At 44.1% G+C, this 26,110-nt stretch carries 30 protein-coding genes; 11 read left to right on the top strand and 19 right to left on the bottom strand.

Annotated elements, in window-relative coordinates:
* Positions 1-18: 18 nt before the first annotated feature.
* The 15 genes from QNH15_RS09780 to QNH15_RS09705 all read right to left on the bottom strand — a co-directional run bounded on the left by QNH15_RS09780 (position 19) and on the right by QNH15_RS09705 (position 14,386).
* Positions 19-198: a YjzC family protein gene (locus QNH15_RS09780; protein WP_061968954.1), complete on the bottom strand. Its 180-nt coding sequence runs from the start codon at positions 196-198 to the stop codon at positions 19-21.
* An 89-nt stretch (positions 199-287) separates the two neighbouring features.
* Positions 288-683, bottom strand: a complete 396-nt coding sequence (locus QNH15_RS09775) for a hypothetical protein (RefSeq protein ID WP_283894379.1) — start codon at positions 681-683, stop codon at positions 288-290.
* Positions 684-738: 55 nt separating this feature from the next.
* A complete protein-coding gene (argF, locus tag QNH15_RS09770) occupies positions 739-1,683 on the bottom strand; it encodes an ornithine carbamoyltransferase (RefSeq protein ID WP_283894378.1) in 945 nt (314 codons plus the stop codon).
* Positions 1,680-4,823, bottom strand: coding sequence for a carbamoyl-phosphate synthase (glutamine-hydrolyzing) large subunit (carB, locus tag QNH15_RS09765; protein ID WP_283894376.1), 3,144 nt, complete (start codon positions 4,821-4,823; stop codon positions 1,680-1,682). Before carB ends, argF begins: the two co-directional genes overlap by 4 nt.
* Complete coding sequence (locus QNH15_RS09760; protein ID WP_283894374.1) at positions 4,816-5,895, bottom strand: carbamoyl phosphate synthase small subunit; 1,080 nt, start codon at positions 5,893-5,895, stop codon at positions 4,816-4,818. The genes carB and QNH15_RS09760 overlap by 8 nt, the downstream gene beginning before the upstream one ends.
* A gap of 71 nt (positions 5,896-5,966) precedes the next feature.
* On the bottom strand, positions 5,967-7,121 hold the full coding sequence (gene argD / locus QNH15_RS09755) for an acetylornithine transaminase (RefSeq protein WP_283894372.1): 1,155 nt from the start codon (positions 7,119-7,121) through the stop codon (positions 5,967-5,969).
* Entirely contained in the window at positions 7,118-7,867 is a 750-nt protein-coding gene (gene argB / locus QNH15_RS09750) for an acetylglutamate kinase (RefSeq protein WP_283894371.1), read from the bottom strand. The genes argD and argB overlap by 4 nt, the downstream gene beginning before the upstream one ends.
* A gap of 13 nt (positions 7,868-7,880) precedes the next feature.
* Positions 7,881-9,098: a bifunctional ornithine acetyltransferase/N-acetylglutamate synthase gene (argJ, locus tag QNH15_RS09745; RefSeq protein WP_283895520.1), complete on the bottom strand. Its 1,218-nt coding sequence runs from the start codon at positions 9,096-9,098 to the stop codon at positions 7,881-7,883.
* A gap of 25 nt (positions 9,099-9,123) precedes the next feature.
* Positions 9,124-10,170 (bottom strand): N-acetyl-gamma-glutamyl-phosphate reductase, encoded by a 1,047-nt coding sequence (gene argC / locus QNH15_RS09740; protein ID WP_347343376.1) that lies wholly within the window; start codon positions 10,168-10,170, stop codon positions 9,124-9,126.
* A gap of 564 nt (positions 10,171-10,734) precedes the next feature.
* The gene (locus QNH15_RS09730; protein ID WP_061968934.1) at positions 10,735-10,971 is read right to left on the bottom strand and encodes a MoaD/ThiS family protein; all 237 of its coding nucleotides are present in this window, start codon (positions 10,969-10,971) and stop codon (positions 10,735-10,737) included.
* Positions 10,968-11,435, bottom strand: coding sequence for a molybdenum cofactor biosynthesis protein MoaE (locus QNH15_RS09725; RefSeq protein ID WP_283894369.1), 468 nt, complete (start codon positions 11,433-11,435; stop codon positions 10,968-10,970). Before QNH15_RS09725 ends, QNH15_RS09730 begins: the two co-directional genes overlap by 4 nt.
* Positions 11,432-11,953: a molybdopterin-guanine dinucleotide biosynthesis protein B gene (gene mobB / locus QNH15_RS09720; RefSeq protein ID WP_283894367.1), complete on the bottom strand. Its 522-nt coding sequence runs from the start codon at positions 11,951-11,953 to the stop codon at positions 11,432-11,434. Before mobB ends, QNH15_RS09725 begins: the two co-directional genes overlap by 4 nt.
* Complete coding sequence (locus tag QNH15_RS09715) at positions 11,923-13,203, bottom strand: molybdopterin molybdotransferase MoeA (RefSeq protein ID WP_283894365.1); 1,281 nt, start codon at positions 13,201-13,203, stop codon at positions 11,923-11,925. Before QNH15_RS09715 ends, mobB begins: the two co-directional genes overlap by 31 nt.
* A gap of 30 nt (positions 13,204-13,233) precedes the next feature.
* The gene (locus QNH15_RS09710) at positions 13,234-13,998 is read right to left on the bottom strand and encodes an alpha/beta fold hydrolase (RefSeq protein ID WP_283894363.1); all 765 of its coding nucleotides are present in this window, start codon (positions 13,996-13,998) and stop codon (positions 13,234-13,236) included.
* Between the two features lie 118 nt (positions 13,999-14,116).
* Complete coding sequence (locus QNH15_RS09705; protein ID WP_283894362.1) at positions 14,117-14,386, bottom strand: hypothetical protein; 270 nt, start codon at positions 14,384-14,386, stop codon at positions 14,117-14,119.
* Between the two features lie 141 nt (positions 14,387-14,527).
* Here QNH15_RS09705 and QNH15_RS09700 point away from each other — a divergent pair, with 141 nt between their 5' ends.
* From QNH15_RS09700 to QNH15_RS09690, 3 genes are all read left to right on the top strand, one after another.
* Entirely contained in the window at positions 14,528-15,343 is an 816-nt protein-coding gene (locus QNH15_RS09700; protein ID WP_283894361.1) for a Cof-type HAD-IIB family hydrolase, read from the top strand.
* A 119-nt stretch (positions 15,344-15,462) separates the two neighbouring features.
* A complete protein-coding gene (locus QNH15_RS09695; RefSeq protein WP_156412555.1) occupies positions 15,463-15,606 on the top strand; it encodes a hypothetical protein in 144 nt (47 codons plus the stop codon).
* A complete protein-coding gene (locus tag QNH15_RS09690; RefSeq protein ID WP_283894359.1) occupies positions 15,607-15,873 on the top strand; it encodes a DUF3813 domain-containing protein in 267 nt (88 codons plus the stop codon).
* Positions 15,874-15,896: 23 nt separating this feature from the next.
* Here the strand turns inward: QNH15_RS09690 and QNH15_RS09685 are convergent, their stop codons facing one another.
* A complete protein-coding gene (locus tag QNH15_RS09685) occupies positions 15,897-16,505 on the bottom strand; it encodes an SGNH/GDSL hydrolase family protein (protein WP_283894358.1) in 609 nt (202 codons plus the stop codon).
* Between the two features lie 125 nt (positions 16,506-16,630).
* Between QNH15_RS09685 and QNH15_RS09680 the strand changes: the two genes are divergently transcribed.
* Together QNH15_RS09680 and QNH15_RS09675 are read left to right on the top strand one after the other, a co-directional pair.
* Positions 16,631-17,083: a GNAT family N-acetyltransferase gene (locus tag QNH15_RS09680; RefSeq protein WP_283894356.1), complete on the top strand. Its 453-nt coding sequence runs from the start codon at positions 16,631-16,633 to the stop codon at positions 17,081-17,083.
* Between the two features lie 33 nt (positions 17,084-17,116).
* The gene (locus QNH15_RS09675; protein WP_061968919.1) at positions 17,117-17,374 is read left to right on the top strand and encodes a NifU N-terminal domain-containing protein; all 258 of its coding nucleotides are present in this window, start codon (positions 17,117-17,119) and stop codon (positions 17,372-17,374) included.
* 281 nt (positions 17,375-17,655) lie between these two features.
* Here the strand turns inward: QNH15_RS09675 and QNH15_RS09670 are convergent, their stop codons facing one another.
* Positions 17,656-18,507, bottom strand: coding sequence for a YitT family protein (locus QNH15_RS09670; RefSeq protein ID WP_283894353.1), 852 nt, complete (start codon positions 18,505-18,507; stop codon positions 17,656-17,658).
* 157 nt (positions 18,508-18,664) lie between these two features.
* On the opposite strand from QNH15_RS09670, the gene QNH15_RS09665 reads away from it, so the two are divergent.
* Together QNH15_RS09665 and QNH15_RS09660 are read left to right on the top strand one after the other, a co-directional pair.
* Positions 18,665-19,531, top strand: coding sequence for a DegV family protein (locus tag QNH15_RS09665; RefSeq protein WP_283894351.1), 867 nt, complete (start codon positions 18,665-18,667; stop codon positions 19,529-19,531).
* Between the two features lie 45 nt (positions 19,532-19,576).
* Entirely contained in the window at positions 19,577-19,714 is a 138-nt protein-coding gene (locus tag QNH15_RS09660; protein ID WP_283894350.1) for a DUF3941 domain-containing protein, read from the top strand.
* 42 nt (positions 19,715-19,756) lie between these two features.
* On the opposite strand, the gene hmpA is transcribed toward QNH15_RS09660, so the two are convergent.
* Together hmpA and QNH15_RS09650 are read right to left on the bottom strand one after the other, a co-directional pair.
* Positions 19,757-20,989, bottom strand: coding sequence for an NO-inducible flavohemoprotein (gene hmpA, locus QNH15_RS09655; protein WP_283894348.1), 1,233 nt, complete (start codon positions 20,987-20,989; stop codon positions 19,757-19,759).
* Positions 20,990-21,109: 120 nt separating this feature from the next.
* Positions 21,110-22,261, bottom strand: coding sequence for a histidine kinase N-terminal domain-containing protein (locus tag QNH15_RS09650; protein WP_283894347.1), 1,152 nt, complete (start codon positions 22,259-22,261; stop codon positions 21,110-21,112).
* Positions 22,262-22,421: 160 nt separating this feature from the next.
* Here QNH15_RS09650 and QNH15_RS09645 point away from each other — a divergent pair, with 160 nt between their 5' ends.
* From QNH15_RS09645 to ligD (QNH15_RS09630), 4 genes are all read left to right on the top strand, one after another.
* Positions 22,422-23,291, top strand: coding sequence for an SDR family oxidoreductase (locus tag QNH15_RS09645; RefSeq protein ID WP_283894345.1), 870 nt, complete (start codon positions 22,422-22,424; stop codon positions 23,289-23,291).
* 107 nt (positions 23,292-23,398) lie between these two features.
* Entirely contained in the window at positions 23,399-24,226 is an 828-nt protein-coding gene (gene ku, locus QNH15_RS09640; RefSeq protein ID WP_283894343.1) for a non-homologous end joining protein Ku, read from the top strand.
* Between the two features lie 9 nt (positions 24,227-24,235).
* Entirely contained in the window at positions 24,236-25,189 is a 954-nt protein-coding gene (ligD, locus tag QNH15_RS09635) for a non-homologous end-joining DNA ligase (RefSeq protein ID WP_283894342.1), read from the top strand.
* Positions 25,162-26,076, top strand: coding sequence for a non-homologous end-joining DNA ligase (gene ligD / locus QNH15_RS09630; RefSeq protein ID WP_283894340.1), 915 nt, complete (start codon positions 25,162-25,164; stop codon positions 26,074-26,076). The genes ligD (QNH15_RS09635) and ligD (QNH15_RS09630) overlap by 28 nt, the downstream gene beginning before the upstream one ends.
* Positions 26,077-26,110: the final 34 nt, after the last annotated feature.

Raw genomic sequence — 26,110 nt, 5'->3', positions numbered from 1 at the left:
TCCTTTTTTTTCTCTGCCTTATGGCTTGCGCTTATAGGTCCAAACCCGGTTATGGTTGGAATTCTCGGGAAAGGAATCGCCTGCGCTAAGCTTAACTTCCTTTGGATCGTTTACCATGCTGCCCGTTTCCCCGATTTCTACATAAATGCCATTGTTCGGCGCTTTTTGTCCATGCTTGAATTGATGAGACTGCCCCATTTGATCACCCCTTTAACATTTTTGTATTTTACTATGCCCAATTAGGCATAAAAAAACCAGCCATTACGGCTGGCAAAAGTCTTTCTGTTTTAGTAATACGTAACCGGCATCACGTTCCCCAGATTGGATAAAGGAATGATAAACCGTTCGATCTCATAGCTTCTGACCGGCTGTACAAAACCATAATAAGGGTAATCCAGTTCCGTATCACTGTTATCTCTTTCACTGTTCTGCCCCTCGTCCACGATGGGAGAAGCAAAATAAATATTCTGACCGTCCATAAATTCAATAAATCCATCGTACATGCTGCCATCCAGCAAGGTGACTGAAACAAAATGCTGAATATTTTTCCGGCACAGCTTCTGCATTTTTTTTATCATTTGCGGGTTGGGGTAGGCTTGCTGCTGAAAGCCTTGCTGTTGATAGCCTGTTTGCTGCTGTTGGCCTTGCTGCTGAGTATAATAAGGATTTTGATTGTTAAACATGGGGCACCTCCTTACTAACTCATGTTATTCACCCAGCCCCAATGTGTTCATCCCCTTACATGACAGATGCCATTAGCGCTTTTTGAACATGGAGACGGTTTTCCGCTTCATCAAAAACGACTGAATTTGGCCCGTCAATTACATCAGCTGTCACTTCTTCCCCGCGGTGTGCAGGTAAGCAATGCATAAAGATATAATCCGGTTTGGCTAGTGCAAGTACCTTCTGGTTTACCTGATAATCCTGAAAAGCGGATATACGTTCATTGGCTTCGTCTTCCCAGCCCATGCTTGCCCAAACATCGGTATAAACTGCATCTGCATTACAGATACCGTCCTTCAAATCGTGAGTAACGACAATTTCCGCACCTGTTTTTTGGGCAATTTCTTTGGCTTTTAGAACAATCTCTTGTTTCGGTTCGTAGTTCTCTGGCGTAATGATTGTGCAGTTGAGCCCTACCTTTGCAGAACCAATCATGAGTGAGTGGGCCATGTTGTTTCCGTCTCCCACATATGCGAGCTTTTTACCCGCAAATGATTTTTTGTATTCCAGAATGGTCATTAAATCTGCAAGTACCTGGCATGGATGATAATCATCAGTGAGGCCGTTAATCACAGGAATATCTGCGTGCGCTGCCAGCTCTTCCACAATTTCATGTTGAAACGTTCGGATCATTATGCCATCCAGATAACGAGAGAGTACTTTTGCCGTATCCGCAATTGATTCTCCTCTTCCCATCTGAATATCTCGCGAGCTGAGATGAAGAGCATGGCCTCCGAGCTGCAGCATTCCCACCTCAAATGAAACTCTCGTTCTCGTTGATGATTTTTCGAAAATCATGCCCAGTGTTTTGCCTGCCAGCAGCTGTTTTGGCTGCTTTTCCTTTTTCAGCTGAATGGCATAGTTCAGGATCTGCTCAATTTCTTCTGAAGTCCAATCTGCCAGGGTAAGGAGATGCTTTCCTTTCAAACTGATTTCTTTGTGAGTAATTACCGGATTCATAGTCGAACTTCCTTTCTATCCTGAATTTCTTTAATATGAAAAACCTGATCCGTCGCCTGTACAAGCCCATAAAGATAAAAGGCGCATGTTTCCCATTGAGTAAAGACGTATTTTCCTGAAAGACTGGCTTTTTTCAATCTAACCAGTGCCTCTTCATCCTTGCCTTCGGAAAAATAAATGCCGTTCTCTCTGGTTGACACCCATTCTTCAAAAGAGAGCTCCTCCGGATGGATGATGGTAACCCCTTTGTTTTTCCAGCTTTGAAGGATTTTTGTCTCGTTAAGTGTCAGTACGTCCTTGTTTACATCTGCATAAAGACTGACAGGATGGCCACCTTCGCCCGTTCTTGCTGTCGGATTGGTGCCAGTAAGCACTTTTTGCACCGCCTCCTCAATGCTTCTTCCCGTTCCAAGAACCTCCCCGGTTGAACGCATAATCGGTGCTCCTTTTGGTGACAATCCTGGAAGTTTTATGTTGGAATAAACAGGCGCTTTTACTGCTGTAAAATGGCTTTCATGCAGACCGGCGTGTATTCCCTGTTCCACAAGGGTTTTATCCAGCATGGCATGAACCGCAGCCTGAATGATATTCACACCCGAGATTTTATTAAAAATCGGTGCTGTACGGGAAGCCCGTGGATTGATCTCCAGCACAAAAACATCAGGTCCATTAATGACAAATTGAATATTGTATACGCCTTTGAATTCCATGGAAGCCGCAATTTTCTTTGAATAAGAAACGATAACGTCGATGATGCCGGGTTCTAAACTTACCGGCGGAGTAATCGCTGTACTGTCGCCTGAATGAACGCCTGCAGGTTCAATATGCTCGAAGATTCCCGGGATAAATGCATGGGTCCCATCTGAAAGAACATCCACCTCTGCTTCCTTACCGGAAATGTAACGGTCCACCAGCACCGGATACTCGATTGTATGCTGGGCGAGATACGTTTTCAGCTCTTCCTCGTTCTTAACGATGACCATCCCTTTCCCTCCAATTACATAGGAAGGTCTAAGCAGCACGGGGTATCCAATGTTCATCCCGCAATTCAGAACCTCTTGGAAGTCAAAAGCTGTTTCTCCAGGAACATGCGGTATATTCACGTTTTTCAGGAAACCATAAAAACGTTCACGGTTTTCCATTTCGTCAATCAGGTCCGCTTTGGAGCCCAGTACTTCAATACCGGCTTCCTCGAGCTGTTTTGCCACGTTGATCGCGGTTTGTCCGCCAAACTGAAGAATCACTTTTTGTGCTCCTTCAAATTCTAAAACGTTCATAATATCTTCGAAAGAGAGCGGTTCAAAGTACAGCGCATCCGCGACTTCGAAATCCGTACTCACTGTTTCAGGATTATTATTGATCAGTATAGTTTCAAATCCTGCCTCTTGCAGGGCAAGGACACCATGTACACAGCAGTAATCGAATTCTACACCTTGGCCGATTCGAATCGGACCTGACCCGATAACAGCGATCTTCTCCTTATTGCTCGGAGTCTTGTCGTTTGTCCCGCTCCAACTGGAATAGTAATAAGAAGTGTTAGCCATGAACTCGGCAGCACAGGTATCCACCATTTTATAGGTAGGAACAATTCCAGCCGCTTTCCTTATTTCTCTGACCTTCTCCTCGGTTACGCTCCACCCCTTGGCGAGAGCTTGATCAGTGAATCCGGCTTTTTTCCATGCGGATATCTGCTTTTTTTCAGCAGCAGCGATAGAGCTGGACTGGATTTCCTGATAAAGATCCACCAGTTTTTTAAATGCATAAAGAAAAAACGTATTGATCTGCGTGAGCTCATGTACCTCTTCCACTGCCACTCCCCGGTTGAGCAGCTCCATAATCGCAAAAAATCTGCGGTCATCGGCTTGAATGAGAAGGTTTTTCAGCTCCGGAGTATCCCAAGCCGTCAATTCTTTAAGGAAGAAGCCTTCTGTATCCAGCTCCAGCGAGCGGACGGCCTTTTGGAGGGCTGCTTCAAGGTTTCTTTCGATTGCCATGACTTCGCCTGTTGCTTTCATTTGTGTTCCGAGCTTTCTTTCTGCTTCCGGGAACTTATCAAAAGGCCAGCGCGGCATTTTAACGGTAATGTAATCAAGAGCCGGTTCAAAGCTTGCATAGGTCGTGCCGGTTACCGGATTTTTCAGTTCATGAAGGTGATATCCCACGCTCAATTTGGCAGCAATCTTGGCGATTGGATAGCCTGTTGCTTTTGATGCAAGAGCAGAAGATCGGCTGAGGCGCGGGTTAACCTCAATCAGATAGTATTGCTTGCTTTCAGGATCCAGGGCAAACTGGATATTACATCCGCCAATAATTCCGAGTGCGCGGATGATTTTTATCGCTGATGAACGCAGCATATGGTATTCCTGATCTGTCATCGTCTGGCTTGGCGCCACCACAAGAGAATCACCGGTATGTATGCCAACCGGATCAATGTTTTCCATGTTGCAAATCGTTATGCATGTATCATTGGCATCCCTGACCACCTCATATTCGATCTCTTTGTAGCCTGCAATGCTTTTTTCAACCAGGCACTGGGAAATGGGGCTTGCTGAAAGTCCTTTTTTGATGATAACGGTCAGATCTTCCTCCGTTTGAGCGGTTCCACCGCCAAAGCCCCCCAACGTGTAGGCCGGGCGCACGATTACCGGATACCCGATCTCCATTGCAAAATCAATGGCTTCCTGTGGTGTCGTTACAATTTGGCTGTCCGGTACAGGCTCATTCAGTTCGTGCATGAGTGACCTGAAGCATTCACGGTCTTCTGCTTTTGTAATGGAGTCCAGATTTGTTCCCAGGAGAGTCACATTATGTTCTTCAAGAACGCCGCTTTTTTGAAGTTCCATGGCAAGGTTGAGTCCGGTCTGGCCTCCCACTGATGCCAAAAGTCCATCGGGCTTTTCTTTTTTAATAATGTTGGCCACTGATTCGGCAGTCATGGGTTCAAAATAGACTTTATCGGCATACGTTTCATCCGTCATAATAGTAGCCGGGTTGTTATTTACAAGAATGACGTGAATTCCTTCTTCTTTCAGCGCAGCGCAGGCCTGGGTTCCTGCATAGTCAAATTCAGCGGCCTGGCCGATGACGATTGGCCCTGATCCAATGACCAGGACACTATGAATCTCTTGATGCTTAGGCATAAATCTTCTCGCTCCTCTTTTCACGAATTAATTCAAGAAAACTGGAAAACAAATGGGCATGATCTTCTGGTCCGGGATTCGCTTCGGGATGAAATTGGGTGGTCACAACAGGATAGGTATCGTGATACATTCCTTCCACGCTTCCATCATTAATATTTTTATAAAGAACATGAAAACCCGTAGAAATGAGGCTTCCCTCTTCCACGACATAGCCATGGTTCTGAGAGCTCATCGCCACTTTGTTTGTTTTAAGATTAATAACCGGATGATTTGCCCCTCTGTGGCCGAATTTCAATTTTTGGGTATTCCCCCCGAATGCAAGTGCCAACAGCTGATGTCCGAGACAAATACCAAAGGAAGGATAAAGTTCGGCGAGCCTTCGGTATACCGGCATGTAGGGAGCGAGTTCTTTCGGATTTCCAGGGCCGTTGGAGAACAGCAGGCCATCTGGTTTTAATTTATGAATGACTTCTTCTTTCTCATCAAATGGGACAATCGTTACTTTGCATCCATTTTCTACAAGTGCCTCCACAATGGATTTTTTATAACCAAAATCAAGAAGAACAATATGGTATTTGCCTTTGCCATGTGTCTCAGCTTCCTGAACAGAAACCTCTTTTACCAGTTTGCCCTGCACGCCTTTCTTTTCTTTATACTGCTCGATATGCTGCAGGCTGGATGAAAGTACCCCCTTCATGTCGCCTTCTGCACGGATCAGCTTGATGAGTGAACGGGTATCCACATCACTGATCAGCGGAATGCCATGCTTATTAAGCAATGCCGATAAAGGTTCAAGTGACTGATAGTGATGGCCTGTTTCATCTGCGGCACACGTGATCACACCTGCCGGCTGGGGAACAATGGATTCAAAATCCTCTCCATTAATTCCATAGTTGCCTATCAGTGGATAAGCAAACACTACGATTTGTCCGTGATAGGAAGGATCGCTCAACACTTCCTGATAGCCGGTCATTCCTGTAAAAAACACCACTTCTCCGCTCGTACACTGCGGTGTTCCGTGCCATTGTCCTTCAAAGCTTTCACCGTTGGAAAGCTGCAAATATCCTTTCATCGTTTCTTCTCCTTTGCATATACATTTATTTCATTGAATTTTTATACATAAAATTGTATAAAAAGAGGACTTTATGCAGTCACTGTTTGTTTCTTTATCGCTTTGCTGATTTCTTCGATTCCCATCTTTAATTCGTCATAGGATACAGTTAATGGAGGCAAGAGGCGTAAAACATGCTCTCCGGCAGACAATGCAAGAATTCCCTTTTGCTGAAGCTCTGTGATCAGATCTGATACTTTTCCCTTGCATCGGATTCCGATCATCAGCCCAATCCCTTTGACTTCCTGGACTTCATCATAGGTTGATAGTTTATTTTGAAGCTCTTCCTTCAGGTATTCACCCTTCTTCTGAACTTCTTCCAAGAACGAGGGTTCAAATACTTCTTTCAATACTGCACTGGCTGCTGCCATGGCCAATGGATTTCCGCCAAACGTAGTGCCGTGGCTTCCTGGCCCGAATGCGCTGCTTACTTCTTCTGTTGCGATAACGGCACCTACAGGAAAACCGTTTCCGAGCCCCTTCGCTGCTGTTACAATATCAGGCTCAAGACCGAAATGGCTGAACGCAAAGGGCTTTCCTGTTCTGCCGATCCCCGTTTGCACTTCATCAATGATGAGAAGAATGCCATTTTTCTTGCATAGCTCTCCGACAAACGTTAAATAGCCCTCCATTCCCGGGTTGACCCCGCCTTCTCCCTGGACAACCTCGATCATTATCGCTGCCGTATTGGCATCTGCTGCCTGTTCGAGTGCGTTTGAATCATTAAACGGAACGTGTTCAAACCCTTCCACCATGGGTCCAAAGCCCACCTTGATTTTCTCCTGTCCGGTGGCTGACATAGAACCATATGTTCTGCCGTGAAACGATTGAAGGCAGGTGATGATTTTTGTTTTTCCTGTATATTTTCTGGCCAATTTAATGGCACCTTCATTCGCCTCTGCCCCGCTGTTACAAAAAAGGACTCTGCTTAGATGAGTGGGTGCGGTGAGCAGCTGTGCCGTTTGCTCCTGCAGAGATGATTGAAACAGGTTGGATGTATGCCAAAGTTTGTTCAACTGCTCGGTAACTGCTTCTGTTACTGCTGGATGAACATGACCCAAATTGCAAACCCCGATTCCGCTTGTAAAATCCAGATATGTTTTTCCTTGTGTATCGGTCACCTGGCAGCCATTGCCTTTATCAATTTCCAGGTTCCATCTTCCATAGTTGGAAAACAACGCGCTCATGAGAAAACCTCCTCTTTGACAATCAACGTTCCATTTAGCTCTTTGCCGACAATTTGAATTTCTTTTATTTTGCACTGTAGGCAATTCAATGCTGCTTCAACTTTTGGTATCATTCCGCCTGTTATAATACCGGTCTCGATCAGCTTCTGGATGGAAGATGTGGTTGCTTTTTCAACGGTCTTGCCTTCTGCAAGAATCCCGTCAACATCCGTCACGAAAATCAAGGACTCTGCCTCCATGGCCGAAGCGACTTCAAAGGCTACCGTATCGGCATTCAGGTTCAAAATATCACCGATTAAATTTCTGGACACCGAAGCAATGACCGGTATAAAGCCTGCACTCATGAGCTGTGTCAGCGTTCCCTTGTTTACGGATACGACCTTGCCCACATGGCCCCATTGTTCTTTTTTTAAATAATCACATTCCAATAATGCTCCATCGTTTCCATTTAACCCAATGGCCTTCAGTCCGAGCTGGTTCAACTGGTACACAAACCAAGGATTAAGCTGTCCGGCGAGCACCATTTCAGCCGTTTCAGCGGCCTGCCCGGAGGTGCGTCTTACTCCGTCAATAAATTGAACAGGAATGGACAAGGCGGTCATGTATTTGGTGATATCCGGCCCGCCGCCGTGAACGAGAATAATTTTCTTGCCTTCTTCCTCCATTTCCTTTAGCCGCTGAAAAAATAAAGGCTGGAGAGATTTCAGAACACTGCCGCCACATTTAATGATTACGATTTGATCCAATGCCTTCTCCCCCTCACGTTGTGTAGCTTGAATTGATTTGTACATAGTCATACGTTAAATCACATCCCCACGCCTTACCTTTTCCATTTCCAGCATGAAGGTTCACGGTGATAGAAATGTCACTGCCGCTCAAGTAGGAAGAGATGCCTTCTTCATCAAATGGTAAAATTTCGCTGGATAACAAAACTGGAAAATCACCGATCGACAAATCAATCTGTTCTGGAACAATTTCAACATTGGCATAACCAAGGACCGCTACAATCCTTCCCCAGTTAGGATCACAACCGAAAATCGCGGTTTTTACAAGTGGTGAACCCACGATGGATTTTGCCGCAATCCGCGCTTCCTCATCGCTGGCAGCTCCATCTACCGTTACTTCAATTAATTTGGTTGCCCCTTCACCGTCTCTGGCTATACTCTTTGCCAAATCGGTAGAAGTGAGGGTCAATGCCTGCAAAAACGTTCCCCAATCCGGATGCTGAGGCGTCAGCTCTTCATTTCCGGCGCATCCGTTTGCCATGACGAGGACCATATCATTTGTAGAAGTTTCCCCATCCACTGTAATACAGTTAAAGCTTAAATCCGTTACTTTTCTTAGGGCATAGTGAAGGTTCTCGGATGAGATGTTGGCATCTGTGGTCATAAACGAAAGCATGGTTGCCATATTGGGATGAATCATCCCTGAGCCTTTGGCTGTTCCGGCCAGCACTACTTCTTTTTCTCCAACATGGAAGGAATAGCATGCATTTTTTGTTTTAGTATCTGTTGTTAAAATCGCCTGGCTGAATTCAAGGGCGTTCTCTAGTCTGGAATGAGGATGAAGCTTTCCAATCCCTTCAAGAATGGTATCAATAGGCATTGTTTCACCGATGATTCCTGTTGAAGCCACTCCTACATGATGCTCGCTCAAGCCAAACACTTCGCTGACCTGGCTTCGCATGGCATAGGCATCGAGGGTTCCCTGGGTGCCGGTAAACGCATTGGCATTGCCTGAGTTGACGATCACAGCCTGCAAGATTCCTTCGGTTTCAATACTTTCTTTTGTTACTGCAAGCGGTGCTGCTTTGATTTTATTGGTCGTATAAACTGCGGCGGCGGCGGCCGGTTTTTCACTCAGAATGATGCCTAAATCTTTTTTCTTGTATTTGATGCCGCAGTTGATTCCCGCCGCAGAGAATCCTTTCGGCAAGGTAATATTTGATCCTGTCACTTTTTTTAAGGTTGATACGATTGAAGCCACATCAACTCTCCTCTCATTATGGGAACAACGGACTTGCTTGTAATCCTGTATTTTCCGGGAACCCGTTCATTAGGTTGAAATTTTGTACAGCCTGACCCGCTGCACCCTTCATTAGGTTATCGATGACAGCGACCGTTGTGATCCGATTTGTCCGTTTATCGAATGACCAGCCAATATCACAATAATTGCTTCCAAACACCTGCTTTGTGCAAGGGAATGTTCCCTGTGGCGAAAGTCTGATAAATGGATGCTGCTCGGCAAATTCAGAAAATGTTTCCTCAATCTCCCGTTCCGTCGTTCCCTCATTTACCGTGGCATACATGGTGTTCATGATTCCCCGGGTCATCGGAACCAGATGGGTATTAAAGGTTATGGGATCCTTTGTTACGGAATAGTGATGAAGCATTTGTTCAATCTCAGGAATATGCTGGTGCCGGTTCACCTTATAGATTTGAAGATTATCATTGGCAACCGGAAAATGTGCCGCAGAAGAAGGAACTGCACCTGCTCCGGAAATGCCTGACTTGGCATCAATGATGATCGACTTTGTATCTATTAAACTCTTAGTAACAAGCGGCAGCAATCCAAGCAGCGCTGCCGTTGGATAACAACCGGGATTGGCAATCAACTGGGCCGATTTGATGTTTTCCCTATTGTATTCCGGCATTCCGTATACCGCTTTTTCCACCCACTTTCGCTCGGGCGGTTCTTTTTTATACCACCGCTCATATACTCCTTGTTTCTTAAGACGGTAATCTCCCGCCAAATCAATAATCCTCATCCCCTTTTCAAGCAATGGAGGCAAGAGGCTCGCAGATACACCCGTTGGCGCAGAACTGAACAAGAAATCAACCTGTTCCGGCATTTTTTCATGATCGATCGCCTGCAGTGTACCTTCAGCCAATCCGTTAAGATGGGGATAAACCGACTGTATATGTTCATCTTTTTTGCTGGACGAATACAAGATAAACTCATTTACTTCAGGATGCTGCTTCAGCAGGCGGATAAGTTCCAGTCCACCAAAGCCCGTAGCTCCTACAATACCGACTTTCAACGACTCCACCTCAATGTTTTTGATTTATGTATCATTATATGTATGTATAAAGATAAATTCAACTGTATATTTATAAATTTTTATATTTTTTTGATTTGTACGGTGATTTTTAGGGTTTATACTAAAAGTCAAGCTCTTTAGTGAATGTTTGCTGGGGTTGTTGTTTTCCGTTCCAGGATGCTCGCTTTTACCGGCGCGAGCGCCTACTTTCGCAGGGCGTGTGCTGAGCCCCTGGGCGCAAGCGCCTGCGGGTCTCACCTGTCACGCTTCCCCTGCAGGACAAGGAACGCTTCGGCAGCGATACATCGCACGAAGAAAATGTGATATTCATTTTCGAGGAGTCTCGCACCTTCCACTCCAACCAACTTGTCAATGAAGAGTTTAGCCCCCTAAAAAACGAGTAAATGTTATTAAACAGCCAAAGGAGGAATAACGGTGAAAGAATTAGTGGGAAACTGCAGCCAATGTAAAAAGCCCGTCTATTGTCTAGAGGGCTTCTTAAATGGAGTCCACGTAAACGGGACTCTTTTATGCTTTTCATGTTCAGAAGAACGGGATCAAAGCCCCGGTTTTTTATCCTCCGCTGACAGGCGGAATAAAAGCGACAACATCTCCTGAACGAACTTCCGTATCATCTTCAGCAAACTCTTCATTTACTGCGGAAAGACAGCCTGTAAACATTTGCGGAAAATCATATTGATTTTCCAGCTTTCTTTTAATTTCCGAAACAAGAAGATGCGGTTCGTCCAGTTGAATTTCGCTTTTCCCTGCACGCTCCTGCATGCCGGCAAACAGCAATACTTTTATCATTTGGTTTTTCCCTCGCTTTCCGGGCGGCCTTTTGGATAGGAAGTGGTTTCCAGCTGATCCCCAACCCACATGCTCCCGTCTTCCCAGTGCTCTTTCTTCCAGATTGGGACGATTTCTTTAATCCGTTCTATCGCATACCGGCACGCTTCAAATGAATGCGCGCGATGGGGAGTGGAGACAGCGATCACAACAGCAATCTCTGAAATCCCAAGTTCACCAATCCGGTGAGTGATGGCGCATTTCGCATCCGTCCATTCAGCGGCAATTTCTTCACCAATTTTTCTTAACTGCTTTTCCGCCATCGGAATATATGCTTCATATTTCAAATAGGTGGTTCTCTTCCCCTTTGTCATTTCCCGTACGGTACCAATGAAGCTATTCACCGCACCTGCATCGGGATGGATGACCTTATCAATGACTTCCTGAACAGAAATGGGGTCTTTTGTTATTTCAAATGGTTTCATGTGCTCATCCCTTTCATCCAATCCTTCAGAAAATCGATATATTGTTCTTTTTCATTCAGCCTGTAAACAGGATACACCCGTGGAATCAGCTCTGCTGATACCGATGGCCAGATGATAACCAACAGGACATGTGTACTGCTTTGGAGCAGCTGTACATCTTCATCATGTTTTAATAAAACTACGCGAGGAAGCTGTTCTTCCTTAAACCCTTCGATCAGCAGGAGATCAAGTTCAAGCGGCTCATATAAACGAACCAGCCCAGAGAATGATACTGGTTGGTCCAGGCAAAGCTGAAACGTATCTTCCCCCTGCACTCCAGAAACAATTGCTCCTGAGCTGCGGTGGATTCCTGTATCACTGTTTTCATCCTGAAATGCGATCCGTCCGCCATGTCCATGATGCTTTAAGGTTCCTGCCCGAAGGCCGTCTGCAGCAGCTGCTTGCAGCAGGTCTGCAATCAGTGTCGTTTTTCCGCTGTTTTTATATCCTACGATCTGGATTTTAATGCTTGATCCCATGGCCAGACACTTCCTTCTCCATCCAACAAAAGAGTCATCACCTGTGATCCTTTTTCCCAGCCTCTTGTCCCTCCTGGAAGAACGATCAAAGCATTTGCCTCTGACAAGGAGGATACAGACCCGGACTTGTCCAGCCCGACAGGTGAAGCAGCCGCGGCAGTTGCGTTCCATTCCACCCTGCCCCTGACAAATCGTGTAAAAGGATTGGGTTTTGGATAATCCTTTTGGAGGATAGACGTGACAGCACCCAGGTGGACCTTTTGGGCATTTAAGGAACCCAGCAGATATGGCCTTACGAACAATTCGCAGCCTACAAAGCAAGCCGATGGGTTTCCCGAAAGGCCGAACAACAGCTTTCCTTCAAATACTGCCGCAGAGGTCACACTTCCAGGTCTCATTGCGATTTTATTAAAAAGAAGATCTGCTCCCATTTTTTTATAAATGGCAGGCAAATGATCAAAATCCCCGACGGAGACCCCCCCTGTTGTGATGACCAGGTCTGTTTTTTCCATCGCTTTCAGGATGCCCGCATACGTTTCATCAAAGTCATCCGGCAATTTCCCAAGAATTTGCGGTTCTCCGCCCATTTTTTTGATCTGCGAAGCAATCATGTACGCGTTGCTATTTCTGATTTTACCCGGAACCAGGTCTTCGTCCACGTCCAAAAGCTCCGTACCTGTGGCCAGAATTCCCACAACCGGCTTTTTAAAAACCTTGACCGTATGATATCCGAACGTCGCGAGAACTGCAGTTACACCCGCATGGATACGGGTGCCTCTTTTTAGGATCGTTGTTCCTTCAGGTGTGTCCTCTCCCTGTACGGAAATATTATCGCCTGCCTCGACTTTCCGTGAAATCGAAATCATGTTATTTTCTTTTTCCGACACGAGTTCAAGCATGATGACCGCATTTGCACCCTTTGGAATGGCGGCACCGGTCATAATTCTGACTGCCTCGTTCTGTTTTATTTCTTTTTTGGAAACATGGCCGGCGCCAATGGAATCGATCACATTAAGCTCCACAGGCTCATCCCTGGATGCTCTGGCTGTGTCTTCTGCCCGGATGGCAAAGCCATCGTACGGAGACCGGTCAAAAGGCGGAACATCATGCGTGGCCAAAACGTCTTCACCAAGGTAGCGGCCATCACTTTCCTCAAGGGTGACCGATTCTAATGGAAGTTTTAGCTGATACTTCAGGACTTTTTTTACGGCATCCCAAACCTGAATGATTTCCCGTTTTTCAATCGGCATGCTGATCACCTCTTTTTAGTTGTTTGAGTATTATAGATGTTTGATGAACCACTTCACCGCTTCGAGATAAGCCGTCCTGGATACTTTATGGCCAGATGTTTCATCAGATATGTACTGAATGTTTTCAGGATTTTTATAGAGCGGTTTTGCTTTTTGGTAAAATTCATGGCTCTGGCTGTAGGGAACCACCTGGTCGACTTTACTGTGCCATAAAAGCAGCGGACGGTTATCAAGTTTCTTCATGTTTGTTGTCAAATCAAAGGGCTTGATAATTGACATGATCTTCGCCAGCGCTTCCTGGGAATATGGAAGCGAGACTTCAAGCTGCTTCATTTTTTCAATCTGCCAATAGGCAAATGCTTCATATCCCGGTGTTGCCATAAGCGTAACCGCTGTTTTAATAAACGGATATTGCGACAAGGCGCCAAAGGTTATAATCCCGCCCATGGAAGTCCCGGAAAGGCCGACTCTTTCAGGATCAATCAGTCCTTCTTCATCCAGCGCTTTAACCAGGGTATTCACATCTTGAATTCCCTGAATCACGATATCCCAAAAGGAATACATTCGCCTGTCTCCGGAAACATCACTCATCCGATCGCCATGGTGAAGCATGTCCGGAAGAATAACTCTATACCCTTTTTCTGCAAGCGAATAGGCGAAATGAAGGTTGTGCTCCTTTGCACTTGTAAATCCGTGTATGAAAATCATAAATGGAAGTTTGTCGCTCTGTTTCTTTTCATCAAAAGCATGAAGCACGGGAATGGATTTTATAGAACGTGATTCGATGTTTACCATATTCTTCTCCTTCATCGTTATTCTTTTTATATCATAACAAGTTAAATGAAATTTGCCGATAAAAAAACCCGTTTTCACGGGTTCATCGTAAGGTTGAGTAAATTTATTGTTTTCAATATTACTGCTTTTTATTGTAATAATTAACCGGATACACGCTTCCCTCTTCAACCATTTTCGTATCTTCGTAATCATAAGGATCAGGATGACCTGCTTTTTTCACAGGTAAATTCTTAACGTCATCTTTTTTCATAAATGGTATTATTTTTTCTATTACCTCATTGGCCATCATTTTGGCCATGGTGCGGTTTGATCCTTTTCTTAACAGGTAGGAAGTGACTCCTGCAGCGGAAATTGCAAAGCCTGAGAGCAATAAGTATTTTTTCTTCATGGAAAATCTCCTCCTCGTATATATAGTTAGCATTACCCTCACACAGTCTGCGTAAAACTTCCTAATATTGGGCTTATATTGGACAGTGACACGGGAAACCATTACACTTAATTTGAAATTGACGAAAAGGCAGGAACCCTAATGAAGAAACCGTATTTAATTGCACTTGATCTGGATGGCACATTATTGAACGACAATAAAGTCATTTCACAGCGTACAAAAAATGCTGTTCTGAAGGCGAAGCAGGAAGGGCATATTGTTTGTATATCGACCGGCCGCCCTTACCGTGCAAGCACGGAATATTATGAGGAGCTTGGGCTTAATACGCCGATCGTTAATTTTAACGGAGCATTTGTTCATCACCCTCATGATCCATCGTTTGGTGTATATCACTCTCCATTGGAATTGTCACAGGCAAAAAAGGTGATAAAAACGGCAGAGGATTTCCTTGTAAAAAATATAATGGCAGAAGTGCTGGATGATGTATATCTTCATAAAGAAGACCAGGTTATCGTCGATACGTTTATTATGGGTGAAAATCCGGCCCAAACAGGCGATCTTAACGAAAGACTGAATGATGATCCAACATCCCTGTTAATTCATCCTCAGGATCACCATGTAAACGAATTGCGGGATCAGCTTAAAAAAGAACACGCCGAGGTGATTGATCAGCGTGTATGGGCGGCTCCCTGGAATATTATTGAAGTCATTCGTTCCGGACTGAATAAAGCAGTTGGTTTACAAAAAATATCGGCTTATTACAATATCCCCAAAGAAAGAATCATCGCCTTTGGAGACGAAGATAATGATCTGGAGATGATCGAATATGCCGGCCATGGAATTGCCATGGGCAACGCCATTTCCGAACTAAAAAACATCGCCAAGTATGTCACTAAAAGTAATGAAGAAGACGGTATTGCTCTGTATTTGGAGGAAGTCCTTGCGCTGAATATGTAATACGCTAAACATCCCGGCAAAAAGTTTGCCGGGGTGTTTATTTTTGGAATGTTTCCTTTTCTACATAAAACTCAGGTAGCTGCAAAAACTATACTAAACCCTTTGAGGAGGTCATCACCATGAGCAAACACAGCAAATCAAAGCGGGCGGTGCAGCAAGGGGCAGACGCAGTCAAGCATGTAAATGCAGAGCAGCACCTGAATGAAGAAATCAAAGAAACACAACAAGAGGTGCAGAAAAATATAACGTTGGGAGGTAATTAAATGGGAAACAATATTTTTCAGCGGGCAAAAGAAGCTGTTTCCAACCTCGTTGGCAAACATGAGGAGCATGAGCATCAACATCAGAACAATCCTCAACACGAGCAATTGAGTGCCCAATCCAACGATTTCAACAATGAAGATATTTCAGTAGCGGAAAACATCATTTCATCTGCAATGGCAGATTCCTCCGATGCTGAACGCCAGCAGTTGGCTGAACTTCAGGAAGAACTGGATCAGACAAAGAACAACAGCCAGCAAGATCTATAAAAATAAGGCTGAGAGGTCCTCTCTCAGCCTTTTTGTATTTTAGCCATTGCGGCAAAGCCTTTTTTTGTTTTCTTGGCTTTCTTTAATTTTTCTATTTTTTGAATGACCAGACCTGCTAACAGCTTATAGCCTTTTTTATTAAAGTGAAGCCCATCATTTACCAGCATCTGATTATAGTTCCGGCCGGTCATTTCAGTCCATAAATCGATAAAATGGGTGTTATACGTTTCAGCCAGTTCTTTTACAGCTTTCGCATATTGTTGCGTGCGCTTATTCGTTCTGGCATGCTGCTGGTTCTCATCCACCGGCGAAGGCGAAATTAAAATTACTTTTGACGGTCCAAGCTTTTCGATCATATAAACTAAATTGTTCTTATATTCTTCCACATCAATCAAACGGTGTACGCTCGCATCATTTGCTCCAAAAAGAATCGTAACCAAATCAGGTTCATGCCTCAGCACATCTTCCTGAAATCGGGTTAAGGCCAACCTCGTTGTCTCAGCTGGTACACCTGCGTTAATTACATTCCACATATTAAACGACAGACGGACTCGCGAGGTCAGTCTCAGTGAATCATCATCATTTATTTCGTGAGCTGTAATGCTGTCTCCAAAACATACTAATGTTTTCATGAGCTTTCCTCCTGCTCTTTTGTACTCCTCATAAGTATTCGCTTGTAAATTTCATTTGCTCACAGTCGCAAGCAGAATATTTTGTTATAATGTAGCTACAAAACCTATTTGCATGGAGGAACTCGATGTTTGTCTATGAAGTACCAGCTACTGCTTCTGATGAGGTTACGAAGAAAATTGCGGATCTGATCTCTCAACAAAGAACACGATCCGAAGACGACGGAAGCTATGAGAGAGTATTAACCGGCATTTCCCTTGCAATTAAAGAAGAGTCTAATTCGGGAGTCATCATTGCTGAAGAAGACGGAGAAGTCCTCGGCGTTGCCTTTTACAACATAGGAATCAGCCTTCCTCTTGGCGGGCCGTACCTGTGGCTGAACGAACTTTTTGTCCGTGAAGATGCCAGAAATAAAGGGATTGCTCGTAAGATTCTGCTTCATTTGATACACTGGGCAGAACGGGAAGGGATCAAATCCATTGATCTGGAAACCGGGATCAACAATTCTGTCACAAAGCACCTTTATAATTCACTTGATTTTCACGACATCATTTCACAGCGTTATCGATTTAACTTTTAACTTTTATCTTTTAACTGAACAGGAGATGATCACATGGCTCTTGAATTCGCCATCGAACCAACACCCAATCCAAATGCATTGAAATTCTCTGCCAGCCAGCCGTTTCTAGAAGGACGATTGTCAGCACGTGCTGGAGATAACTCTGATTCTCCCCTTGCAGCATCCCTTCTTGCCATTGATGGAGTTGAGTCCATTTTTGGATTTCAGGATTTTTTGACCGTTAACAAATTTGCGGAAGCTGACTGGGAGACACTTGTTCCCCATATTAAAGAAGTACTCGAAACATTATAAGACAAGCAAAAGCGGACTTTCATGTGAAAGACCGCTTTTTCATTGGCTTTTGGAAACAGATTTCTTCACGAGCATTTGTCCTGCGGGATATGCGTGACAGGTGAGACCAGGTAGGCGTTTACGCTGGTAAATGAGGTGCTTGCGCCGAAAGTTAGCCGTTGACGCCGGTCGGGCTCAGCGCACGCCCTGCAAAAGCAGGCGTCCGCGCCGGTAAAAAGAGACACCCTGGAACGGAAATACTAACTTTCGAGTGCACCAAGGTTTGCAAACAGACCTTCCTTTTAATCATCTCTTCGGAACAACCCAAAGATTCCTGTAGTATTGACAATGTTGGTAAAGGCATTCGGATCGACTTCTTTTAGGATATTTTCTAAATCGTAAAGTTCGTAGCGGGTAACGACAATGATGAGCATCTCTTTATTTTCATTGGAGAAGGCCCCTTTTGCCGGGACGATGGTAATACCCCGAACCAGCTTGGAGTGAATGGCTTCTTTCAGTTCGCTCCCTTTTTTCGTCACGATCATAGCCGTCAATTTTTCATGGCGTGTATGAATCGCATCGATGATCCTTGTGCTCACATACAAAGTCACCAAGGTGTAAAGCGCTTTTTCCCAGCCAAACAGCAAACCGGCTGCCAAAATGATAGAACCATTTAGGATCAGAAAATATGTGCCGATGGGACGATTGTGCTTGCGTGACAAAATCATGGCCACAATGTCCAGTCCTCCTGTTGAGGCACCATATTTCAGCGTGAAGCCGACCCCGACCGCTGCGATTACTCCTCCAAATACGGCATTAAGGAGGATGTCTTCCGATATTTCAGCTACGGGTATGATTTCCAGAAAAAAAGACATCATAAAGACGCAGAAAAAACTGTATATGGTGAAGGATTTGCCGACCTTCATCCAACCGATAATAGCCACCGGAACATTTAAAACAAACAAAAGCACACCCGTTGAAATCGGTACAGGGGAATGAACAAGGAGTGAGGATACGAGCTGGGCCACACCTGTAAATCCACTGGCATATACTTTTGCCGGTATTAAAAACAAATTAAGGGCAACCGCATTAAGCGCTGCACCGAACACAATGACGATAATTTTCTTTAATTCTTGGAGTGGTGAGTAGTTCATGGAGGATTTCCTTTCAAATTATATCTTTGTCCAACTATCTGTTTTTATCAAAATTACGTTGTATAGTCAATAGGTTTCCGGCAAACAATCTATTGCCTTTACCTGGGGTGAAGTATACACTTAACGTATCATACATAAAAAAGTGCAGGTGATTGATATGGGCGTCCAGATCATAACAGACAGCGGCTGTGATTTACCACAGCACATCGTCGATGAATTTAACATTACGATGCTTCCTTTAGTCGTTACGATCCATGACCGGGAAGAATATGACCGGAAAACCATACAGCCCGGCCAGCTGTATAATCAAATGCGTGAGGGAGCGGCTCCAAAAACATCCCAGGTTCCTCCCCTGCTGGTCAGAGAAGCGTTCCAACAATACGCAAAGGAAAATACTCCCTGTGTATACATCACTCTGTCCTCAGGTTTGAGCGGCACGTACCAGACGGCCGAGCTGATTCGCCAGGAAGTAATGGAAGAATTCCCTGATGCCGAGCTTTCGGTCATCGATTCACAATGTGCTTCTCTTGGTTTTGGGCTTGTCGTTTATCAGGCTGCCAAACGTGCAAAGGAAGGCGGCTCCTTTGATGACGTAATCACTACAGCAGAATATTGTAAAAATCATACTGAGCATATCTTTACCGTAGATGACCTTGAATATTTATTGCGCGGCGGAAGAGTCAGCAAAACACAGGCCATGATGGGGAGCCTTCTTAAGATTAAACCCGTCCTTCATATGAAAGACGGAAAATTGTTTCCCATCGAAAAAATACGGGGGAAAAAGAAGGTATTTGGCCGGATGATCGAACTGATGAAAGAACGCGGAACCGATTTGAGTGACCAGATTATCGGCATCAGTCATGCGGACGATCAGGAAGCGGCAAATTCGCTCAAAGAAATGATTAAAGCAGAAACAGGTTGTGAGCAGATCATGATTTCTATGATCGGATGCGCCATCGGCTCTCATGCGGGACCAGGAACCATCGCCATGTTTTTTAAGACAAAACCTTACACTGATGCATAATGCCTGATATCCTCGTTCATGTTAATCATGAGGAGGCGATATCCCATGGCACACAAGTACACAAAAGACGATGACAAAAGAAAACAAGACCATCAAGCGGAGAATCAACTGAAAAACGAAGCAGAACAGCAGAATGAAAAAGCTGGAAAACATTCATTCTCCAAGGAAACAGACCACTTATAAAATAAAAAAACATCCGTAATGGATGTTTTTTTATTTATGAAATCAGGCATTTACCACTTCTGGTTCTGTCAGTTCTGCGGCAGGGCCGAAGAATTCAAAATGGATCTGGCTTTCAGGGATATCTAAATTCGTTAGGATGCGGTATACAGCTTTCATAAAAGGAACCGGTCCGCAAAAATAATATTCAGCTTTTGGATCCAGAGCCAATTCTTTCAGCCACTCTTCATTGACATAGCCTTCCTTATCGAACGACTTTTGACTTCTATCCTGTTCTAGCGGTTTCTCATAAACCACATAGCTTTTTATAGTCTCATGTTCATCGGTTACCTTTTGTACATGTTCCTTAAACGCATGGTGGTTGCTGTCAATTGCTGCATGAATAAAAGTAACCTGGCGATTGACCCTGCTTTTCACAAGTGAATTCAGCATGCTGACCATTGGGGTCTGACCCACCCCACCGCTTAAGAGAACCACAGGGCCAGTGCTTTCTTCATTAAGGTAAAATTCTCCGGCTGGAGCACTGACTTGGAGAATGCTTCCCTTTTCTATATGATCATGAAGATGAACAGATACTTTACCTGGAACATCTCCCATGCTTTCTTTTTTCACACTGATTCTGTAATATGCTTCATTCGGTGCATCGGAAAGGCTGTACTGGCGGATATGAGTGTACTCCTCCCCTTCGATCTGGAATTTGATAGAAATATATTGTCCGGGCTTATACGAAGCAATGGGCTTCTGGTCGGCCGGTTTGAGATAAAAGGAAGTAATCACAGAGCTTTCCTCTTCCACACGGTCGACAACAAAATCCCTGAACCCTTCCCAGCCGCCTGGCTGTTGTTCTGCTTCTTCATACATTTCACGTTCAACGTCGATAAAGGCGTCAGCAATTACCCCGTATGCTTTTCCCCACGCTTCAATTATTTCTGGAGTCGCTGCATCTCCCAGAACCTCTTTGATCGCAATGAGGAGATTTTCACCGACAATCGGATAATGCTCGGGCTGAATTCCCAGGCTTCTGTGTTTTTGGGCAATTTGTTTTACCGCCGGCAGAATGGCTTCAAGTTTATCAATGTGTGCAGCCGCTGCATACACGGCATTCGCCAAAGCCGTTTGCTGACGGCCTTTCTTTTGATTGGCATGATTAAAAATATTTAAAAGTTCCGGATGTTTGGTGAACAGGTTACTGTAAAATTTTGTTGTTATTGCTTTTCCATGGATTTCAAGAACAGGCACAGTTGATTTGATGATATCAATTGTTTTTTGATCCAGCATGTTAAAGACCCCTTTGTGTGTTTGTTATTTACAAATACATTATAAAAAAACCCTAAGGGTCACTTTGTGATTGCAATCACTTTTCTCATGTCAGATTTGTGAAAACTAAAAAAACATCCGTTAAGATGTTTTTTCCTGGGCTTGAGGTAGTGAGATTGAAAAGATGGTTTGCTCTTCATTCGATGACACTATAATCCGACCGTTATGCTTTTCAACGATTTGTTTACAAACCGAAAGGCCAAGTCCTGTTCCAAGCTCTTTGGTCGTGATGAAGGGTTCAAAAATATTTTCGAGCAGGTGAGCCGGAATTTGTGAACCATTGTTCGATATCTCAAGACCGATTCTGGAGCCCATTAGGAAGGCGCTCACATGAATAATCCGTTCTTCCGGCAAATCGCACAATTCCTCAACGGCATTGTTCAAGATATTTAAAATCACCTGTTTCAGCTGATTTTTATCTCCCTCCACTTTCAGATTTGGGGCAATGTTTGCGGTTAGGTTGATCTTGGCTTCAAGAAAACGCGGATACATGAAATCGATCATTTCATGTAGACAGGCAGACAAATCAAATATGGAAATCAGGTCGTCCAGTCCTTTCATTTTTGACAACAAAAGAAACTGGCTGATTTTTTCCTGTAGATTTTCCAGTTCACTATTAATGATGGATGTATAGTAATCCGTTTTGGGAGAAGGGGTTAATTCAGAGCTTAAAAGATAGATGAAACCTTTGATAGACGTTAGCGGATTACGAAATTCATGGGCAAAGCTGGCAGCAATTTGTCCTAAGATCGTAAGCCGGTCATTATGCATCTCCTGGATAAACTGATTTTTATTTTCGATGATGAGATCGTTCAGCGCCGAAAATTCTTGGATCGCAAAATAAAGAAGATTATCAAAAAACTGATTGATCATGAGACTGATCCAGCGCTGTTCATTCGTGCCGAAATCAGGAATAAAGATCCGTTCGTGGACAATTTGTCTTCCTGAATTAATATTAAATACAAATTCACTGATATCGGTTTTGGCTTCAATCCGTTCAGGAGCAATCTTTTTGGTGAAATCCTTTATCAGTTCAACGTCCGGATTTTCAAGGTATTGACACAGCAAATGAAGTGTTGTGCTGCCATTCCTCATTACCTCTGTATAAAAGGGATCCGCTTTTTTGATCATCGCGCGATCCAGCCATTCAGAAACAATTATTTCATGATGCGTACGCAAGTGATGAATTGCGAAGTCGAGCTGTTCCACGGTTAATGTTTCTACACCTATCATGAAACCACTGCCTCTCTTTTCTCATGTCTTTTCATTCATTATGCAACACTTTAAAAAGATGAACAATATCTGTCCAGCTTTTTCTAAAAAAGGTTTGATGGAAGGGGGATTGTGGAAGAATAACATCGTATTCAAACATTGGAAAAAGGAGCGATGATGCATGAGCGATGAACAAAACCGAAAAATAGACCCTCCTGCCCAGCACCAGTCTCACCAGCCGGGAACCGAAACGGAGATGACTCCGCAGCCGCAATCGGATGCCAAAACGTACAGAGGCAGTGAAAAGCTAAAAGGGAAAGCGGCAATCGTAACAGGCGGAGACAGCGGAATCGGCAAAGCAGCCGCCATTGCCTTCGCCAAAGAAGGTGCAGATGTCGCCATTGTTTATTTGAATGAGCAGCAAGATGCGGAAGAAACTAAATCCCTCATAGAACAGGAAGGCGTTCGCTGCCTACTCTTTTCCGGTGATCTTGGTGATGAGAACTTCTGCAAAAACGTTATCGAGAAGACTGTCGGTGAATTCGGAAAGCTTGATATTCTCGTAAACAATGCCGGTGAACAACACCCGCAAAACAGTCTTGAAGACATTACTGCCGAACAGCTGGAGAAAACGTTCAGAACAAATATCTTCTCCATGTTCTATCTGACAAAGGCTGCATTAAAACATTTAAAAGCTGGCAGTTCGATCATTAATACGACTTCCATTACAGCTTATCAAGGAAATCCAAAGCTGATTGATTATTCATCCACCAAAGGAGCCATCCTATCATTTACACGTGCACTCTCCAATTCCATCGTGGAAAAAGGAATCCGTGTTAATGCTGTTGCTCCAGGCCCAATCTGGACCCCGCTTATTCCAGCAACTTTCTCTGCTGATGAAGTCGACAAATTCGGCCAGAACTCCCCGATGAAGCGTCCAGGACAGCCGGAAGAACTTGCTCCTGCTTACGTCTACCTTGCAAGCGATGACTCTTCCTACGTGTCCGGGCAAACCATTCACATCAATGGAGGCACTGTCGTCAACGGATAATAGAATATTTATGAAAGCCGAAGTTTCATCGGCTTTTTTTGTTTGGATAAAACCACCCGTCATTGTCACAAACTAAGCAAAAGAATGCTATCGAAAGGGTGTTGACAATGCATACGATGTGGAAAGGAAGCATAAGCTTCGGGCTGGTAAATATCCCGATTAAATTGTTTGCCGCAACAGAAGATAAAGATATTAAAATGAGATACTTGCACAAAAAGTGCCATAATCCTATCAAATATGAAAAAACATGCCCTGTTTGTGAGCAGCATGTTGAACAAGAAGACATTGTGAAGGGCTATGAATATGAACCGGGAAAATTCGTCCTGATTGAAAAAGAAGATCTCGATAAAATCGCGGGCATTAAAAACAAAGCCATTGAAATTATCGATTTTGTATCTTTGGAGGAAATTGACCCTATTTATTTTAATCGTTCCTATTTTATCGGACCTGGAGAAAATGGCACGAAACCCTTCACTTTATTGAAGGAAGCCATGAAAGAAAGCGGGCGGATCGGCCTTGCCAAAATAACGATCCGCTCTAAAGAAAGTCTTGCCGCTGTCCGGGTCTATGACAAAGGACTTGTGATGGAAACCATCTATTACCCTGATGAAGTAAGAAACGTAGATCATGTTCCCGGCATCGACGAAGAAGTACAGGTGAATGATAAAGAGTTGGAAATGGCCAAGCAATTGATCGAACAGCTGACCACTGAATTCGAGCCTGAGAAATACAAAGATGAATATCGGGAAGCGCTTCTCGAAATCATTGACAGTAAAATTTCCGGCAAAGAAGTCCAGATTTCAGAAGAGCGTCCGCGTACCAATGTGGTTGATTTAATGGAAGCATTGCAGGCAAGCATTGACCAATCTAAAACGGGTGAAAAAAAAGCGGAAACCAAACCAAAAAAGACGAAGCCCAAAAAGAAGAAAGCCTGATTGCGTTTTATGAGCAGTATACCATTCAAACCGATGCTTCCTTCCCTGGTCAGCGAAATCCCATCTTCTGCTGACTGGATATATGAAACCAAATACGATGGCTACCGGTGTATTGCCAAATGGACGGAAAGCAATGTGACACTACTTAGCAGGAACGGTCAAAACCTTAATTCTGTTTTTCCGGAGGTTGCTGAAAGACTGATCTCGCTCACACCAAGCATCCGCTCTTTTTTGCCACTTGTCCTTGATGGAGAACTTTGCATTCTGAAATCTCCGTACAAAGCAACATTTGAACCTCTGCAAAAAAGAGGCCGTTTAAAAAATCCAGAAAAGATCCAGTATTTTTCAAAGCTTACTCCCTCTACTTATGTTGTGTTTGATATGGTACATATCCGTGGAGAGACGATCACCGATAAACCGCTATTAGAAAGAAAGGAAATGGTCAACATCGTGTTTGATCACCTGTCAGACCATCTGGCAAAGAATGACCGGATCGCTCTTGTACCTTCCCATAAAGAGAGCGATCAACTCTGGGCGCACATCAAAGAAGAAAATGGTGAAGGAATCATTGCTAAAGTGAGCGGAAGTACCTACGATCCCGGTGCGCGGACCAAAAAGTGGGTTAAAATAAAAAACCCCCAAAAGGGTGTATTTTTCATTACTGCTTATGAGAAATCCAACGGTTTTTTTCATGTAGCAACACTTCAAGAAGGAAAACCGGTCCTTGCGGGTTTATTTTCCCACGGAATATCACCTAAAGAACGGGAAAGCCTGATACTGATTATGAAAAAAAACAAAGTAACGGAGGATGCCCGGTTCATTACCGTTTCTCCATCCATCTGTGTTGAGCTGGAATATCTGGAAATCTATAAGAATCAGTTAAGGCATCCCCGGTTTGTTGCCTTTCGTTTTGATGTCAGCTGGGAGGAATGTACATGGGAAAAAATATTCAGCAGGAAGTAATGATCAATGGCATTAAGGTGGGCATCACGTCTCCTGATAAACCACTGTGGCCAAACCTCGACATTTTGAAGCTCCACTATCTTGAATATTTGGCTAAAATGGCTCCATTTCTCCTTCCCTTTTTGCAAAACCGCGCATTGACAGTTATTCGTTACCCCCACGGTGCGGGAGATGAACGGTTTTATCAAAAAAACTGCCCGGATTATGCCCCCGATTTTGTGGAGACTGTATTCGAGGACGGAATTCACTATATCGTCTGTAACAACCTTCAAACCCTGCTGTGGCTCGGCAATCAGCTTGCCTTTGAGCTGCATATTCCTTTCCGGAAAAACGGAACTGCCTATCCCTCAGAAATTGTTATGGATTTGGATCCGCCTTCAAGAGATGATTTTATTTTATCCGTGGAAGCAGCCCTGTTGATCCAGGAAGTGTGTGAGAGGCTGAAATTGAAAACATTCATCAAAACAAGCGGCAACAAAGGACTGCAGGTTTATATCCCCTTGCCCGAGGCTCGATTCACATTCGATGACACAAGAAAGTTCACCCACTTTCTTGCTCAATATTTAATTACGAAGGAACCCCAGTGGTTTACCATTGAACGGCTTAAAAAAAACAGAGGAAACAAATGCTACATCGATTTTATCCAGCATGCCGAAGGAAAAACAATCATTGCTCCCTACTCGGTGAGAGGCAACGAAGAGGCATTGGTGGCAACCCCTATCCACTGGCAAGAACTCACTCGTGATCTTCGGCCAGAAGCCTTCCCCTTGCCCATCATCCATCGGCGGGTCATGGAAAACGGAGATCCGTTTGAAGAATTTGAAAAAGCAAAAACCAGCCAGCCGTTTGGTCCTGTTTTGGATTGGCTGAACGAACAGGGCTTATAAAAAAACAGCTCGGCGCTGATCCGGAGCTGTTTTT

This window comes from Fictibacillus enclensis (genome assembly GCF_030123385.1).
Lineage (GTDB): Bacteria > Bacillota > Bacilli > Bacillales > Fictibacillaceae > Fictibacillus_C > Fictibacillus_C enclensis.
Note: the sequence above shows the minus strand (reverse complement) of the source record. Positions and strands in the feature narration are given on the sequence as shown.

Coding starts and splice junctions, on each gene's coding strand:
- QNH15_RS09760 (WP_283894374.1), bottom strand. CDS start 5,895: ATGAAAGGATATTTGCAGCTTTCCAACGGTGAAAGCTTTGAAGGACAA.
- QNH15_RS09675 (WP_061968919.1), top strand. CDS start 17,117: ATGGCTCTTGAATTCGCCATCGAACCAACACCCAATCCAAATGCATTG.
- ku (WP_283894343.1), top strand. CDS start 23,399: ATGCATACGATGTGGAAAGGAAGCATAAGCTTCGGGCTGGTAAATATC.
- QNH15_RS09715 (WP_283894365.1), bottom strand. CDS start 13,203: ATGCCGATTGAAAAACGGGAAATCATTCAGGTTTGGGATGCCGTAAAA.
- mobB (WP_283894367.1), bottom strand. CDS start 11,953: ATGGGATCAAGCATTAAAATCCAGATCGTAGGATATAAAAACAGCGGA.
- argD (WP_283894372.1), bottom strand. CDS start 7,121: ATGAGCGCGTTGTTTTCCAACTATGGAAGATGGAACCTGGAAATTGAT.
- QNH15_RS09650 (WP_283894347.1), bottom strand. CDS start 22,261: ATGATAGGTGTAGAAACATTAACCGTGGAACAGCTCGACTTCGCAATT.
- QNH15_RS09665 (WP_283894351.1), top strand. CDS start 18,665: ATGGGCGTCCAGATCATAACAGACAGCGGCTGTGATTTACCACAGCAC.
- QNH15_RS09690 (WP_283894359.1), top strand. CDS start 15,607: ATGGGAAACAATATTTTTCAGCGGGCAAAAGAAGCTGTTTCCAACCTC.
- QNH15_RS09780 (WP_061968954.1), bottom strand. CDS start 198: ATGGGGCAGTCTCATCAATTCAAGCATGGACAAAAAGCGCCGAACAAT.
- QNH15_RS09730 (WP_061968934.1), bottom strand. CDS start 10,971: ATGATAAAAGTATTGCTGTTTGCCGGCATGCAGGAGCGTGCAGGGAAA.
- QNH15_RS09705 (WP_283894362.1), bottom strand. CDS start 14,386: ATGAAGAAAAAATACTTATTGCTCTCAGGCTTTGCAATTTCCGCTGCA.
- ligD (WP_283894342.1), top strand. CDS start 24,236: ATGAGCAGTATACCATTCAAACCGATGCTTCCTTCCCTGGTCAGCGAA.
- QNH15_RS09685 (WP_283894358.1), bottom strand. CDS start 16,505: ATGAAAACATTAGTATGTTTTGGAGACAGCATTACAGCTCACGAAATA.
- QNH15_RS09660 (WP_283894350.1), top strand. CDS start 19,577: ATGGCACACAAGTACACAAAAGACGATGACAAAAGAAAACAAGACCAT.
- ligD (WP_283894340.1), top strand. CDS start 25,162: ATGGGAAAAAATATTCAGCAGGAAGTAATGATCAATGGCATTAAGGTG.
- QNH15_RS09725 (WP_283894369.1), bottom strand. CDS start 11,435: ATGAAACCATTTGAAATAACAAAAGACCCCATTTCTGTTCAGGAAGTC.
- QNH15_RS09700 (WP_283894361.1), top strand. CDS start 14,528: ATGAAGAAACCGTATTTAATTGCACTTGATCTGGATGGCACATTATTG.
- argF (WP_283894378.1), bottom strand. CDS start 1,683: ATGAATCCGGTAATTACTCACAAAGAAATCAGTTTGAAAGGAAAGCAT.
- carB (WP_283894376.1), bottom strand. CDS start 4,823: ATGCCTAAGCATCAAGAGATTCATAGTGTCCTGGTCATTGGATCAGGG.
- QNH15_RS09680 (WP_283894356.1), top strand. CDS start 16,631: ATGTTTGTCTATGAAGTACCAGCTACTGCTTCTGATGAGGTTACGAAG.
- QNH15_RS09645 (WP_283894345.1), top strand. CDS start 22,422: ATGAGCGATGAACAAAACCGAAAAATAGACCCTCCTGCCCAGCACCAG.
- hmpA (WP_283894348.1), bottom strand. CDS start 20,989: ATGCTGGATCAAAAAACAATTGATATCATCAAATCAACTGTGCCTGTT.
- QNH15_RS09775 (WP_283894379.1), bottom strand. CDS start 683: ATGTTTAACAATCAAAATCCTTATTATACTCAGCAGCAAGGCCAACAG.
- QNH15_RS09670 (WP_283894353.1), bottom strand. CDS start 18,507: ATGAACTACTCACCACTCCAAGAATTAAAGAAAATTATCGTCATTGTG.
- QNH15_RS09695 (WP_156412555.1), top strand. CDS start 15,463: ATGAGCAAACACAGCAAATCAAAGCGGGCGGTGCAGCAAGGGGCAGAC.
- QNH15_RS09710 (WP_283894363.1), bottom strand. CDS start 13,998: ATGGTAAACATCGAATCACGTTCTATAAAATCCATTCCCGTGCTTCAT.